At 75.2% G+C, this 12906-nt stretch carries 13 protein-coding genes and 2 pseudogenes; 6 read left to right on the top strand and 9 right to left on the bottom strand.

All coding sequences use genetic code 11. The features are described 5' to 3' along the window. Positions 1 to 42: 42 nt before the first annotated feature. A complete protein-coding gene (locus V9U70_RS08140) occupies positions 43 to 213 on the bottom strand; it encodes a DUF5670 family protein (RefSeq protein ID WP_336673799.1) in 171 nt (56 codons plus the stop codon). 202 nt (positions 214 to 415) lie between these two features. Between V9U70_RS08140 and V9U70_RS08135 the strand changes: the two genes are divergently transcribed. Beyond that, positions 416 to 706: a hypothetical protein gene (locus V9U70_RS08135; RefSeq protein ID WP_336673798.1), complete on the top strand. Its 291-nt coding sequence runs from the start codon at positions 416 to 418 to the stop codon at positions 704 to 706. Between the two features lie 143 nt (positions 707 to 849). Here V9U70_RS08135 and V9U70_RS08130 read toward each other — a convergent pair whose 3' ends face one another. The 3 genes from V9U70_RS08130 to V9U70_RS08120 form a co-directional block, all read right to left on the bottom strand. Further along, entirely contained in the window at positions 850 to 2433 is a 1584-nt protein-coding gene (locus tag V9U70_RS08130) for a PTS transporter subunit EIIC (protein WP_336673797.1), read from the bottom strand. Between the two features lie 50 nt (positions 2434 to 2483). Then, positions 2484 to 3527 (bottom strand): N-acetylmuramic acid 6-phosphate etherase, encoded by a 1044-nt coding sequence (murQ, locus tag V9U70_RS08125; protein ID WP_336673796.1) that lies wholly within the window; start codon positions 3525 to 3527, stop codon positions 2484 to 2486. A gap of 64 nt (positions 3528 to 3591) precedes the next feature. Further along, entirely contained in the window at positions 3592 to 4509 is a 918-nt protein-coding gene (locus tag V9U70_RS08120; RefSeq protein ID WP_336673795.1) for a MurR/RpiR family transcriptional regulator, read from the bottom strand. A 102-nt stretch (positions 4510 to 4611) separates the two neighbouring features. Between V9U70_RS08120 and V9U70_RS08115 the strand changes: the two genes are divergently transcribed. Next, positions 4612 to 4977 carry a hypothetical protein gene (locus V9U70_RS08115; protein WP_336673794.1) on the top strand — a complete coding sequence of 122 codons (366 nt, stop codon included), beginning with the start codon at positions 4612 to 4614 and terminating at the stop codon, positions 4975 to 4977. Continuing rightward, positions 4974 to 5240 (top strand): annotated as a pseudogene (locus V9U70_RS08110) (DUF4031 domain-containing protein); the annotation flags it as partial. The gene V9U70_RS08115 and the pseudogene V9U70_RS08110, both read left to right, overlap by 4 nt. A gap of 76 nt (positions 5241 to 5316) precedes the next feature. On the opposite strand, the gene V9U70_RS08105 reads toward V9U70_RS08110, so the two are convergent. The 4 genes from V9U70_RS08105 to V9U70_RS08090 form a co-directional block, all read right to left on the bottom strand. Further along, positions 5317 to 5961, bottom strand: a complete 645-nt coding sequence (locus V9U70_RS08105) for an HAD family acid phosphatase (RefSeq protein ID WP_336673793.1) — start codon at positions 5959 to 5961, stop codon at positions 5317 to 5319. A gap of 261 nt (positions 5962 to 6222) precedes the next feature. Next, entirely contained in the window at positions 6223 to 7515 is a 1293-nt protein-coding gene (locus tag V9U70_RS08100) for a Cmx/CmrA family chloramphenicol efflux MFS transporter (protein ID WP_336673954.1), read from the bottom strand. An 82-nt stretch (positions 7516 to 7597) separates the two neighbouring features. After that, entirely contained in the window at positions 7598 to 8839 is a 1242-nt protein-coding gene (locus V9U70_RS08095) for a PQQ-binding-like beta-propeller repeat protein (protein ID WP_336673792.1), read from the bottom strand. Positions 8840 to 9042: 203 nt separating this feature from the next. Then, the gene (locus V9U70_RS08090) at positions 9043 to 9819 is read right to left on the bottom strand and encodes an HD domain-containing protein (RefSeq protein WP_336673791.1); all 777 of its coding nucleotides are present in this window, start codon (positions 9817 to 9819) and stop codon (positions 9043 to 9045) included. A gap of 95 nt (positions 9820 to 9914) precedes the next feature. Here V9U70_RS08090 and V9U70_RS08085 point away from each other — a divergent pair, with 95 nt between their 5' ends. The 3 genes from V9U70_RS08085 to V9U70_RS08075 all read left to right on the top strand — a co-directional run bounded on the left by V9U70_RS08085 (position 9915) and on the right by V9U70_RS08075 (position 12495). Further along, positions 9915 to 10664, top strand: coding sequence for a LamB/YcsF family protein (locus V9U70_RS08085; RefSeq protein WP_336673953.1), 750 nt, complete (start codon positions 9915 to 9917; stop codon positions 10662 to 10664). A gap of 83 nt (positions 10665 to 10747) precedes the next feature. Further along, positions 10748 to 11497, top strand: coding sequence for a 5-oxoprolinase subunit B family protein (locus V9U70_RS08080; RefSeq protein WP_336673952.1), 750 nt, complete (start codon positions 10748 to 10750; stop codon positions 11495 to 11497). Then, positions 11494 to 12495, top strand: a complete 1002-nt coding sequence (locus V9U70_RS08075) for a 5-oxoprolinase subunit C family protein (protein WP_336673790.1) — start codon at positions 11494 to 11496, stop codon at positions 12493 to 12495. The genes V9U70_RS08080 and V9U70_RS08075 overlap by 4 nt, the downstream gene beginning before the upstream one ends. Before the next feature lie 86 nt (positions 12496 to 12581). Here the strand turns inward: V9U70_RS08075 and V9U70_RS08070 are convergent. Beyond that, a pseudogene (locus V9U70_RS08070) lies at positions 12582 to 12906 on the bottom strand (heavy metal translocating P-type ATPase); the annotation flags it as partial.

Below are 12906 nucleotides of genomic sequence, written 5' to 3'. Positions count from 1 at the left end.
CCCCGCCCCCTCTTCTCCGCTGTTCAGCGGCCTTCCGGCGGCCTACCAGCGGTACCACCGACCTCGTCGGCCGCCACTCGCGGCGGGACGGACGAAGAACCCTATGACCCACAGCACCAGCACGATCACGGCTATCCACCAGAGAGCCTTGACCGCGAATCCGGCACCGAAGAGAATCAGGGCGAGCAGAAGAACGAGAAGCAGGGGAACCATAATTATCAACCTCCGGGAATTCAGGTTCCCGCCGACGCTTTCCTTACACGCGTCGGGCACGGATAAATGTCATTGTCCTCCCGGCGGGCCGAGGGCGCCTGGTGGGGAGCCGCCCCGGCGAACGCGGCCCCGGCGGCCGCCCGGGGGCGGGGGAGCGGACCGCCGCTGGAAGCCCTGGGCCCCCGGGTGGCACTCTGGAGCGATGCGATCAGCACCGGACGCCCCCGAGACGGGCCTGCGGCATCTGCTCAACGAGTGGGACCCGATCGGCGTCGCCGACGAGGTGCGGGACGAGTACGACTGCATGCTCGCCCCTCTCCTCCGACGGCTCCGCGACGGGGCCGGTCAGACGGAGATCAGCGCGTTCCTGCACCGCGAACTGGAGGACCACTTCGGGCTCGACCCTCTGGGCCTGCGGCCGGACGCGATGGCCGCCCGGGTGACCGCCTGGTGGGCGTCGGCCGGAACGGTCGACGGCGACGGCCGCCTGTAGCCGCCGTCGCCCGGCCGTCTGACGGGGTGTCCGGGCGGACCGGCGACTGATGCCCCCGGATAGCGGCCGATCGGGCCGTCGCCTCCGGACCCGCCACGGGCCCCGCCTTCGAGCCCCGCCACCGGTCGCCCGGCCGGTTCCCCTCAGACCCCCGCCGGGGCCCTGGTCGGGGAGTCGGGGTCGCTTCCGCCGTGCGCGCCCGGCCTCGTCCCGGGGCGGCCCGGGGACCCGCCGGTGGCGGCGACCGCGGACGGCGTCGGCTCCTGGGAGACGTCGAACTCGCTCAGCAGGTCCTTGCCGAAGCCGAAGAAGTACGTGGCGAGGAACCCGGCGACGTACCCCACGAGCAGGCCGCCCGCGTAGACCGCGATCGTCGGGACCAGCGCGTGGTTGCCGTCCAGGAGCGGGAACAGGGCCCAGCCGGACGGGCCGATGGCCGTCGAGCCGACCGTGTCGCCGAGCTGGTTGAACAGGCCGACGAACCCGCCGCCGAACGCGCCGCCGACGCACGCCGTGACGAACGGGCGGCCCAGCGGGAGCGAGACGCCGTAGATCAGGGGCTCGCCGACGCCGAGCAGCCCGGCCGGGAGGGCGGACTTGATGGTGCGGCGGATCGACTCGTTGCGGGGGAGGCGGACGTAGACGGCCATCGCCGCGCCCACCTGGCCTGCGCCGGCCATCGCGAGGATCGGGAGCAGGACGGTGAAGCCCTGCTGCTCGATGAGCGTGGTGTGGATCGGGATCAGCGCCTGGTGCAGGCCCAGCATCACCAGGGGGAGGAACAGGCCGCCGAGCACGAAGCCCGCGCCCGCGCCGCCGTTGGAGAGCAGCCAGTCGGCGAACGCGCCGATCGCGGAGGACACCTCACCGGCCACATACATCAGGCCGAAGAGGGTCACCAGGCCGGAGACCAGCACCGTCAGGGTGGGGGTGACCAGGACGTCCAGGGCCTCCGGCACCCACCGGCGGCACCACTTCTCCACGTACACCGCCAGGACCGCGGCGCCCAGCGCTCCCAGCACCCCGCCCTGCCCGGGGGAGAGGGTCTGGCCGAAGGCGTCGACGTCCGCGACGCCCGGGAAGACGATGATCGCCGCGACCGCTCCGCCGAGGATCGGCGTACCGCCGAACTCCTTCGCCGTGTTGTAGCCCACGAACACCGCGATCAGCGCCATGAAGCCGGAGGCCATCGCGGCCAGGGCGGGCGTGACGGCGGGCAGCCACTCCAGGTTCACCAGCAGCCCGCCCAGGCCCGCGATGATGCCGCAGCCGATGAGCGCCGGGATCAGCGGCACGAAGATGTCGGCGATCCGGCGCAGGAACAGCTTGAACGGGGTGGCGTTCCTCGCCTTCCGCTGCGCTCTGATCGCCGCGCCCCGGTCCGCCAGCTCCTCCGCGGCGTCGGGGGCGGGGCCCGGCCCGGGGGCGGAACCGGGCTCGGGTTCCGGCCCGGTCGCCGCGGCCCGGCCCTCCTCGACCAGCCGCTCGAACTCCGGGGTGACCCGGGCGACCGTGCCCGGCCCCAGCACGATCTGGTACGTGTCGTCCTCGACGACGCCCATGACGGCGGGCAGTGCCTTCAGCGCCTCGTCGTCGACGAGGGACCGGTCGCGCAGACCGAGGCGGAGCCGGGTCATGCAGTGGGCGGTGGAGTCGATGTTCGCCACGCCGCCGACGAGCGGCAGGATCGCGGCGGCGGTGGCGCGGTTCTTGTCTTCTGTGGCCATGGGCGTGGTGCCTTGCTGTGCGGGGGGTGCGGGGGGTGGCGCCGGGTGGGTCAGGCGGGGCGTACGGCGGTGAGGGCGGCCCGGAGGTGGCCGTCCGCCTCGGTCAGCAGCCTGGCGGCGGTGGGGCCGTCGACCTGGCCGAGGAGGACGAGGATCGCGTTCTTCACCTCGCCGTCGGTGGCGGCGAGCGCGGCCTCGATCTCGGCGTCGGACGCGCCGGTGGCCAGCGAGACGATGTGCCGGGAGCGGGCGCGCAGCTTCTCGTTGGAGGCGCGGACGTCGACCATGAGATTGCCGTACGTCTTGCCGAGCCGGATCATCGTGAGCGTCGAGAGCATGTTGAGGACGAGCTTCTGTGCCGTGCCCGCCTTCAACCGGGTCGAGCCGGTGAGCAGTTCGGGGCCGACGACGACCTCCAGGCCGTGTTCCGCGGCGGAGCCGAGCGCGGAGCCCGCGTTGCAGGAGAGCCCGATGGTCAGCGCGCCCTGCGCGCGGGCGTGCTCGACCGCGCCGATCGCGTACGGCGTGCGGCCGGAGGCGGAGATGCCGACGACGGTGTCGTCGGCCGTCAGCTCCAGCGCCCGCAGGTCGGCGGCGGCCAGCTCCTTGCTGTCCTCCGCGCCCTCGACGGCCGTGACCATGGCGGAGGGGCCGCCCGCGATCAGGCCGACGACCTCGGACGGGTCGGTGTTGAAGGTGGGAGGGCACTCGCTGGCGTCCAGTACGCCGAGGCGACCCGCGGTGCCGGCGCCCGCGTAGATCAGCCGCCCGCCGCGGGCCCTGCGCTCCGCGGTGGCGTCGATGGCCGCGGCGATCTGGGGCAGCCGTTCGGCGACGGCGGCCGGGACGGTGGCGTCCTCCCCGTTCATGATCCGCGCGATCTCCAGCGTGGGCAGCCGGTCGATCTCGGCGAGCTCGGGGCGGAACGCCTCGGTGGTGAGGGTGGCGAGCTGGGCGCGGAGCGCGCCGTAGCCGTCGGGGGCCGCGTGGGCGGGCCCGGTGGCGTCCCGGGGCCCGGGGTCCCCGGCGGGGCTCGCAGCGCCGGAGTCCGCGCCTGTGTTCGCGCCTGCGTTCGCGTCGGTGGTGGAGGTCATGGAGGGCTGCTCTGCTTTCTCGTTCATGTACGCGCGGGGGGTGGGGAGGGCCGGGCCGTGCCGGTCAGCGGGTCCGGGGGGTGTGGCGGTGGGCGAGGGCCTCGTAGGAGGCGGAGAGGGCCGGCGCGGCGGTCTCGTACGTCCGCTGCGCGACGCCTATGAACAGGCAGTCCACGACGAGCAGCTGGCTCGTGCGGCTGGACATGGCGGCCGGGCGCAGCTCGCTCTCGCGGGCGGTGGAGGTGGTGAGCACGTGGTCCGCGTACTGCGAGACGGGACCGTCGGGCCGTCCGGTGATCGCCACCGTCGTCGCCCCGCGCTCGAAGGCGGCCCGGAGCGGCTCGATGACGTCGCCGGTCGAGCCGGAGTGGGTGATCGCGATGGCCATGTCGCCGCTGCGCAGCTGCACGGCGTTGGTCACGGCGAGATGCGGGTCCATGTGGGCGTGGGCTATGAGGCCGATCCGGAGCAGCTTCTGCGCCAGGTCCTGGCCGACCAGGGACGAGGCCCCCACCCCGTAGACGTCGATGCGGCGGGCGGTCGCGGCGGCGGCGACGGCGGCCCCCAGCTGGAGGGTGTCCAGCCCGGCGGCGGTGTCCGCGAGGGTCTGCTGCTCGTCGTAGGCCAGCTTGGCGACCACGTCGGCGATCGGGTCGTCCACCGCGATGTCGGCGGTCACGGCGGGGGCCCGGCCGGACTCCTGGTGCGCGGCCAGGCCGGCGAGGGCCAGACGCAGGTCCCGGTAGCCCGGATAGCCGAGAAGCCGCGCGGTGCGGACGACGGTGGCCTCGCTGGTGCCGGTGAGCTCGGCGAGACCGGTGACGGTGAGGGCGGCGCACCCGGCCGGGTCGCCCGCGACGGCCTCTGCCACCAACTGCATCGAGCGGGTCATGGAGGGGGCGAGGGTCCGGACCTTGGCCGCGAGGGCGGCGGGGGCGGGCGGGGAGTCGCTGCTGAAACTTTCCTTCACGTCATGGGTCACCTCTGAAAGATATTTTCGGCTCGGGGGTCCGTCAACCCCTCCCCTGTCCCTGCCTCCGGCGGCCGAGAAGGCTCCGGCGCGCGCGGGCGCACAATGGGGGGCATGGAGTTGAACCCCCTGGAGCAGTCCCTGCACACCGCCCGTGCGCTGGTCATGGCTGACCTCGCCGCCGCGGACGTCGCAGAGCCGGACATCGTCTCGTTGGTCGAGGACGCGGTGACCCACCGGCGGTGGTGGCTGGAGCAGTGGCCCGCGGGCGCCGAGTTCGTGGCCGGGCTGGTGGCGCAGGACGTGCAGGACGCACTGCTGGAGCGGTACGGGAGATGGCCGCTGTGCCCCGCGTGCGAGGGCGGACCGCACGCCCTGGACGTGGAGCCCGAGCTGGGGCCCGACCCGCACTGGGTGTGCGCGGAGGCGGCCGTGGCGGTGGCCCCCGTGGGGGCGTTGGGCGAGGCGCTGCGGCGGTGAGCCTCTATATCGACCCGCCGACCTGGCCCGGTCACGGCCGCCTCTGGTCGCACCTGGTCAGCGACGTGTCGTTCGAGGAGCTGCACGCCTTCGCCGCCGCGATCGGCTGTCCGCGGCGCGCCTTCGACGGGGACCACTACGACGTACCGGAGACGCGCTACGCGGACGCCGTGCGCGCCGGGGCGCGGGAGATCGGGTCGAAGGAGCTGGTGCGGCGTCTGACGGCCGCCGGGCTGCGGAGGCCGAAGGGGCGGCCCGCTCCGCCGCGGACCGCCCCCTCGGTCCTCCTCGACGGCGCGGCTCACCGCCCCGGTCGGGCGGAGCCCGCCGACAGGGGCGCTAGGACAGCTCGCCGTCGTAGTCCGGGAGCTTGAACGTGCGCTCGGCGTGGCCGCCGACGACGTCGGTGGTGTTGTTGCCGATGTTGGCGATGATCGTGTAGCCCTTCGCCTCGATCGCCGCCCGCCGCTCGGTCTTGTAGGCGCTGACCTCCTCGAAGAGGTCGGGCAGGTCGCGCACGTACAGGCCGTCGACGGGGTAGCCGGCCTGCTTCAGGTTCCAGTCCGTGAGGGAGTGGATGATGCCCGGCCGGGCGGTGACGAAGAAGACGGCCACGCCGCGGGAGTCGGCGTAGCGGGCCAGGTCGCGGACGTCCGCGACGGCGGGGGTGGGCAGCTTCCAGAACGGGTGGAAGTACGTCTCCAGCGAGGTGTTGTCGATGTCGAGCACGATGGCCTGCTTCTCGCCGCCGGTGCTCTCCGAGCGGGCCTCGACCCAGGGGCGCGCCTCGGCGACGACCGCGGCGACCTCCTGCCGCCAGACGCCGTAGTCGACGCTCTGCGCCAGGGCCGCGGACGCGGTCGCCGTGGTGGCGCGGGCGGGGGCCGTCTCCGTCGCGGCCGCCGAGGTGACGGGGACCGCGACGAGGGCGAGGGCGGCGGTCAGTGCCGCGGCCGTGCGCTGGATGGTGGCGCCTGCATGCATGGGGGCTCCATGGGTGGGGGACCTGCCAATGGCCCGTCCGCCGTGACGAACGGACGGATTGTCATGCTCGCGCTCAATGATGAATGCCGGGTGACCGTCTCACTACTGGTCGGTAGTGTCTTTTTCCGCTGATGTTCGACTGCGTGCGTGCGTGCGGTGTGCGTGTGTGCGTGACGGCGGCCGGGGCTCGCGCCGCTGCGACGGCGGAAGCAGCCCGGGGCGGCGCGGCCGGAACGGGGGCCAGGGGTCGGGGGCGCCGCGTTACGCCGGGGTGGGACCGGGTGTCCCTGCCGCGCAGTCGGCCCTCTCGACCTGCTGCGCGTGGTCGACCTGTTCGGCCTGCGCCGTACGCCCCGTGGGGCCCGCGTTCCTCGCGATCAGCCGCGACCGCGACCGGCCGCCCCCTCCGCCACCGCGCTGGAGGCGCAGCGACACCACCACGGCCGCCAGGGCCAGGACCGTCATCGCCGCGCCGGCCCATGCCGTGGCCGCGAAGCCCCAGTCCGCGTCGATCACCGTGCCGCCGAGCCACGGGCCGCTCGTGTTGCCCAGGTTGAACGCGGCCGTCGTGGTGGCGCCGGCCAGCGTCGGCGCCGCCCCGGCCAGGTTGAACATCCGGGCGTTGAGGGCGGGGGCGGTGAAGAACGCAGAGAGGCCCAGCAGGAACGCCAGCGCGACGACCGCGACCTGGCTGGAGGCGAACAGGGCCAGCGCCGCCAGGAACACCGTGGACGCCGTGATGCCGCCCAGCAGGACCCCGAAGAGGTGCGCGTCCGCGACCCGGCCGCCGATCGTCGTACCGATCAGCGCGCCGACCCCGAAGAGGCCGAGAATCCACGGCACCCAGCCCGAGTCGAGCCCCGCGACGTCCGTGAGCAGCGGCGCCAGGTAGCTGAAGGCGCAGAACACCCCGCCCGCCGCGAGTGCGGTGATCACGATGGACAGCCAGACCTGCCGGTCCCGGTAGATCGCGAGCTCCCGCTTCAGCTCGGGCTTCTTCTCCGGCAGCGGGATGTGCGGGATGCGGGTCACCACTCCCACCAGGGCCACCGCCGACGCCGCGCCCACCGCCCAGAACGCCGACCGCCAGCCGAGGCTCTCCCCCAGGAAGGCCCCCAGCGGCACACCCAGCACGTTCGCTATGGACAGGCCGCCGATCATCACGGCCATCGCCCGCGCCCGCGCGTTCACCGGCACCATCGCGATGGCCACGGCCGCTCCGACCGCCCAGAAGCCCGCGCACGCCAGCGCGCTCACCACACGGGAGACGAAGAGCACCTCGTACGTAGGGGCGAGCGCGCCGGCGATCTGGCCCAGCCCGAAGACCGAGATCAGCGCGATCAGCGTGGTGCGGCGCGGCAGCCGGAGCGTGGCGACGGCGAGCAGCGGGGCGCCGACCACCATGCCGATCGCGAACGCGGATATGAGGAGCCCGGCCTGCGGGATCGACACGTTCATGTCGTCGGCGATGGGCGGGAGCAGGCCCGACAGCATGAACTCGCTGGTGCCGAGGGCGAAGACCGAGAGGCCGAGAATGTATACGGCCAGCGGCATGGGCGCGCGGCGCGAGAGGGAGTCGGGCATGACTCCCCCCAACGCCCGGGAAGGCGTCCGCATTCCCGGCCTGCCCGGTCGGCTACGCGGGCAGGGCGTGCAGTTTCCTGCCGTGCAGGGCGAAGACGTGCTTGCCGTCGGTGGCCGCCAGCCAGGCGTGGTGGTCGCCGGACCCGTCGTTGAAGGTCCAGCGCAGCGCACCGGTCTTCGCGTCGAACGCGTGGACGCCGCCCTTCTCGTCGAGGTCGGTGGCGCCGTAGAGGGTGCCGCCCACCTTCACGAACTGCCGGGGGGTGTGGGCCGACGCCTCCGTGAGGTCCGTGGACTGCCAGATCGTCTCGCCGGTCGCCGGCTCGACGGCCCTAAGGGTCCTTCCGCTGTCCGCGACGTAGAGGACGTCCTCCACGACGGCCGGCTCCCGGAAGGTCGTGAACTCCTCGGCCCGCACGGACCACTTCCGCGACCCGTCGGACAGGGCGAAGGCCTGGAGCCGCTCACCCTGCGGGACGATCACCAGGCCCTGGTGGAGGGCGAAGGGGCCGTAGTTCGTCCTGTCCGTCCGGTGGGTCCACACCTGCTCGCCGGTGGCGGTGTCGCGCACCGTGAGGTTCTTCTTGAAGTCGGTGTAGACCAGGTGGCGGCCCTGTACGGCGGCGTGGACGCCGTTCTGCTCCGTGCCCAGGTCGCGCTGCTCCTTCCAGGCGAGCCGGCCCGTCGTGCTGTCCAGGGCGGCGATCACGTTGGTGTGGGACGAACCGTCCGCCTCCAGGATCTCGGCGATGACGTACACCTGCCCGCCGTCCACCGCGACCGGCCTCGGCTGCCGGTACTCCTTGCCCAGCCGGCTGCGCCAGGTCTCCTTGCCGGACGCCGGGGCGTAGCCGGTGACGGTGCCGTCGTACGCGCCGTCGGCCAGATACAGGACGCCGCCGCCGAGCAGCAGCGGCGCACCGGGGACCGCGCCGTCCGGCAGCGTCCACCGCTTCTCGCCGGTCGCCGCGTCGAGAGCGGCGAGCGGGGCGCCGCTGGCGATCACCACCCCGTCCACGGCCACGAGTTCGTCGTTGTCCCCGTAGGTCTGCGCCGAGGTCGACTTCGTCCACAGCGGCTCCGGGGCCTGCCCGTCCTCCGCGGGGGCCTTCTTCGACGGGGCGCTTCCGCCGGAGCCCGCCGCGCCCCCCGGCCCGTCGCCCTCCCCGGTCGGCTCCTCCCGGCAGCCCGCCGCCCCGGCGGCCAGGGCGGCCAGCGCGAGGCCGCCCCCGGCCAGCCGCAGTATCCGCCGCCGGGAAGCTCTGCCGTCCGGTGTGCTGTGTCCCTCGGCCATGGCGCTGTACCCCCGTGAAGTCGTCCGAGCAGGAGAAGAGATGAGCGGGCTGTCGTCGCGGAACGTGTGCGTCCGCGACCGGGTACGTTAGCCGCCGCCGGGCGGTGCCGGCCGAGCCCGGGTGCGACCGGGACGACACCGTGAACGAATCCGGACATCGGCCGTCGCGCCGCCCTCTCGGGGCCCGTCGCGCACCGGGCGGGTCACAGGCGGGCGGACGACTCCAGCAGCTCCAGCTCCGTCGCCAGGTTGTGCCGGGCCCGCTCCTCCCACGCGGCGGCCCCGTACGGCGTTCGGAACAGCCGCGGCAGGGCCAGCAGCTGCCGGAGCACCGCCGCCCGGCCCTCCCGGAACGCCTCGTCCGGTACGAAGCCGTACTCCTCGCGGACCTGCGCCGCGTACAGGCCGTACTCCTGCGGGCCGCCCGCCAGGACCGCGAGGTCGGCGTCGCACAGCACCTCGCCGTCCCGGTCGTCCGCCGCCGGGTCGTGGGTGACGGTGAGGCGCACCAGCCGGGCGACCTCCGCCGTCACCGCGTCCGGCACCCCCGCCTCGGGCAGCGCGCGCTCGGCGAGAGCGGCGCTGCGCTCCTCGTTCTCCGTGCGGTCGGGGCGGTACACCGCGTCGTGGAACCAGGCGGCCAGGCGCACCGCGTCCGGGTCCCGCGCGTGCGCGGCGAGGGTGTCGACCCGGTCCAGCACCGCCGTGAGGTGCGCGGTGGTGTGGTAGCGCCGCTGCGGTTCCGCCCACCGGGCGAGGAGGTTCTCGGCGTACGGGAGGGGGTCGGGGCCGGGCGCCCCCGCGCGGGCGGCGAGCACCGTGTTGCGCCAGCGGTCGCGGAGGCCGGCGTCGCGGGGGGCGCCGGCGGTGTCCTGCGGGGCGCGGGGGGCGGCGGCCCCCGGTGCGGTGGCGTCCGCGGCCGGGGCGTCGTCCGCCGGGGGCTGGGCATCGGTCCCGTGCGGGCGGTGGCTGTCCGTCATGGGACGACTCTAGGGTGTGCCGGACCGGCCGCCGTCCGGCCCTCGGACCAGCGCTTGCCGCCCTGCGGAACGGTCGTTAGCGTGCGCCCGTGATGATGGATCTCAACGCGGACCTCGGCGAGGGCTTCGGCCGCTGGACCCTGACCGACGACGACGCCCTCCTCGCCTGTGTCACGAGCGCCAACGTGGCCTGCGGCTTCCACGCGGGCGACGCCTCCGTGATGCGGCGGGTCTGCGACGCGGCGGCGGCGAACGGCGTACGGATCGGGGCGCAGGTCTCCTACCGGGACCTGGCCGGATTCGGGCGCCGCTCGATGGACGTGCCGCCCGCCGAGCTGACCGCCGAGACCGCCTACCAGATCGGCGCGCTGCGGGTCTTCGCCGAGGCGGCGGGGGCGACCGTCTCGTACGTCAAACCGCACGGCGCCCTCTACAACCGGGTCGTCCGGGACGAGGACCAGGCCGCCGCCGTCGTCGCGGGCGTCCGGCTCGCGGGCGGCCGTCTCGCCGTCCTGGGGCTGCCCGGCTCCCGGCTGCTCGCCCACGCGGCCGCCGCGGGCCTCCCCGCCGTCGAGGAGGCCTTCGCGGACCGGGCCTACACGCCGCAGGGCACCCTGGTCCCGCGCGACCGGCCGGGCGCGGTGGTGCACGACGCGGACGCCGTCGTGCGCCGGAGCGTGGGCATGGCCGTCTACCGGGCGGTGACCGGAGCGGACGGCACCCGGGTACCGGTCTCGGCCCGCTCGCTCTGCTTGCACGGCGACACCCCGGGCGCGGCCGCGCTCGCCCGCCGGGTCCGCACGGCGCTGGAGGAAGCGGGCGTCTCGGTACGGGCGTTCACGTGAAGCGTGAGGCGGAGCCCGGTCCGGGGCCGGAGGCCGAGACGGGCCCCGGCCGGGGCCCGGGAGGACCGCCCGCGCGGCCACGGGTGCGCGTCCTGCCCGCGGGGCCGCACGCGCTCCTCGTCGAGCTGGCCGACGGCGAACGCGCCGAGGCCTTCCACGCCGAGCTGCTCCGCCGTCGCGAGCGCGGTGAACTCCCCGAGGTGCGCGAGATCGTCCCGGCCGCCCGCACGGTCCTGCTCGACGGCATCGGAGGGCGCACGCCCGGCGTACGGGACCGGCTCGGCCGGGAACTCGTCACCTGGGCGGTACCGCCGTTGGTCCGCGAGGCGGGCGAAGCGGTGGAGATCCCCGTCGTCTACGACGGCCCCGACCTCGACGAGGTCGCCGCGCTCTGGGGCGTCGCAGCGGCGGAGCTGCCCGCTCTCCACTCCGGCATCGCGTTCCGGGTGGCGTTCTGCGGGTTCGCGCCCGGGTTCGGCTACCTGACCGGGCTGCCCGCGCCCCTGCACGTGCCCCGGCGCACGACTCCGCGGACCCGGGTACCGGCCGGGGCGGTGGCCCTCGCCGGGCCCTACACCGGGGTGTACCCGCGCGCGTCGCCCGGCGGCTGGCAGCTCATCGGCCGGACGCCGGACCCGAGCGCCCTGTGGGACCCGGGCCGGGAGCCGGCGGCGCTGCTGACGCCCGGGACGGCGGTCAGGTTCGTGGCCGCGGGGGCGGACGGCTCGGGGACGACCGCTTCCCCTGCCTGCGGTCGCCCGGCCCCCGGGCCGACGGCGCGCGGTTCCTTGGCCCCCGGCGCTCCGGAGCGCGGACCCGGGGCGGACGCATGACCTCCGGCTCCGGTTCCGCCCCCAGGCGCCGCCCCGGCTCCGAGCCCGGCCCCGGTCGCGTACGCGAGCCCGGCTCCGGCTCCGGGCCTCGCCACGGTTCCGCCCGCGAGCCCGGCGCCGGGACCGGCCCCGGTTCCGGCTCCGTCCTGCACGTGGTCCGGGCCGGGGCGCTGACCACTGTGCAGGACGCGGGGCGGCCCGGCTGGGCGCACCTCGGGGTCGGGCGGGCCGGGGCCCTGGACGGGCCCGCCGCCCGGCTCGCCAACCGGCTGGCCGGCAACCCGCCGGACGCCGCCGTCCTGGAGACCACGCTCACCGGCTGCGCGGTCCGCCCGGCCCGGACCGTGGTGGCCGTCGTCGGCGGTGCGGGGTGCCGGGTGACGGTCGACGGCCGGCCGGTGGCGTGGGGCGCGGCCGTGCGGGTGCCGGCGGGCTCGGTGCTGGACGCGGGCCCCGCCGTGAACGGTCTGCGCGGCTACCTGGCGTTCGCGGGCGGCCTGGAACCGGAACGGGTGCTGGGCAGCCGCTCCGCCGACCTCCTCTCCGGGCTCGGGCCCGCCCCGCTGCGGGAGGGCGACGTGCTTCCGCTGGGCGATCCGGCGCGCAGCGGCCCCCCGCCCCCCGCCGGCCCGGTCCCGTGGCCGGGGGCCCCCGCAGAGCTGGTGTTCCCGGTCCATCTCGGGCCCCGGCACGCCTGGTTCACCGACGCCGCGATCCGCACCCTCCTCACCGCCGGGTACCGGGTCTCCGCGCACAGCAACCGCGTCGGCCTGCGCACCGTGGGGCCCGCGCTGGAGCGGTCACGTACGGGCGAACTGCCCAGCGAGGGCATGGTCCTGGGCGCGATCCAGGTGCCGCCGGACGGCCGGCCCGTCGTCTTCCTCAACGACCATCCGACGACCGGCGGATATCCGGTCGTCGGCGTCGTCCCCGAAGCGGCCCTCGCGGCGGCGGCCCAGGCCGTGCCCGGGACCCGGCTGCGTTTCGTACGCGCCTGAGCGGCGGCCCCGGGGGTCCCGGGGCCGCCGCTCTTGTCGCCGCTCGTTGTCCTCCCCGGCCCGCGGGGCTCTGCGGAAGGGCCCGCTCAGAGGGGCTTGAAGCGGCGCAGACGGAGGCTGTTGCCCACGACGAAGACAGAGGAGAACGCCATGGCGGCTCCGGCGATCATCGGGTTGAGGAACCCGGCGGCGGCGAGGGGGAGGGCGGCGACGTTGTAGGCGAAGGCCCAGAAGAGGTTGGTGCGGATGGTGGTGAGGGTACGGCGGGAGAGGCGGATGGCGTCGGCGGCGGCGTTGAGGTCGCCGCGCACCAGGGTGAGGTCTGCGGCCTCGATGGCGGCGTCGGCGCCGGTGCCCATGGCCAGACCGAGGTCGGCCTGGGCGAGGGCGGCGGCGTCGTTGACGCCGTCG

It is taken from the genome of Streptomyces pratensis, from assembly GCF_037137275.1.
In the GTDB taxonomy this organism is placed as follows: Bacteria; Actinomycetota; Actinomycetes; order Streptomycetales; family Streptomycetaceae; genus Streptomyces; species Streptomyces pratensis_B.
This window is presented reverse-complemented; position numbering and strand designations above follow the sequence as displayed.

Bases quoted from the DNA above. Each gene is read 5' to 3' on its own strand.
- V9U70_RS08140 (WP_336673799.1), bottom strand. From the start codon at position 213: ATGGTTCCCCTGCTTCTCGTTCTTCTGCTCGCCCTGATTCTCTTCGGT.
- V9U70_RS08095 (WP_336673792.1), bottom strand. From the start codon at position 8,839: ATGGCCGAGGGACACAGCACACCGGACGGCAGAGCTTCCCGGCGGCGG.
- V9U70_RS08105 (WP_336673793.1), bottom strand. From the start codon at position 5,961: ATGCATGCAGGCGCCACCATCCAGCGCACGGCCGCGGCACTGACCGCC.
- V9U70_RS08115 (WP_336673794.1), top strand. From the start codon at position 4,612: ATGGAGTTGAACCCCCTGGAGCAGTCCCTGCACACCGCCCGTGCGCTG.
- V9U70_RS08075 (WP_336673790.1), top strand. From the start codon at position 11,494: ATGACCTCCGGCTCCGGTTCCGCCCCCAGGCGCCGCCCCGGCTCCGAG.
- V9U70_RS08090 (WP_336673791.1), bottom strand. From the start codon at position 9,819: ATGACGGACAGCCACCGCCCGCACGGGACCGATGCCCAGCCCCCGGCG.
- murQ (WP_336673796.1), bottom strand. From the start codon at position 3,527: ATGACCTCCACCACCGACGCGAACGCAGGCGCGAACACAGGCGCGGAC.
- V9U70_RS08100 (WP_336673954.1), bottom strand. From the start codon at position 7,515: ATGCCGCTGGCCGTATACATTCTCGGCCTCTCGGTCTTCGCCCTCGGC.
- V9U70_RS08085 (WP_336673953.1), top strand. From the start codon at position 9,915: ATGGATCTCAACGCGGACCTCGGCGAGGGCTTCGGCCGCTGGACCCTG.
- V9U70_RS08130 (WP_336673797.1), bottom strand. From the start codon at position 2,433: ATGGCCACAGAAGACAAGAACCGCGCCACCGCCGCCGCGATCCTGCCG.
- V9U70_RS08135 (WP_336673798.1), top strand. From the start codon at position 416: ATGCGATCAGCACCGGACGCCCCCGAGACGGGCCTGCGGCATCTGCTC.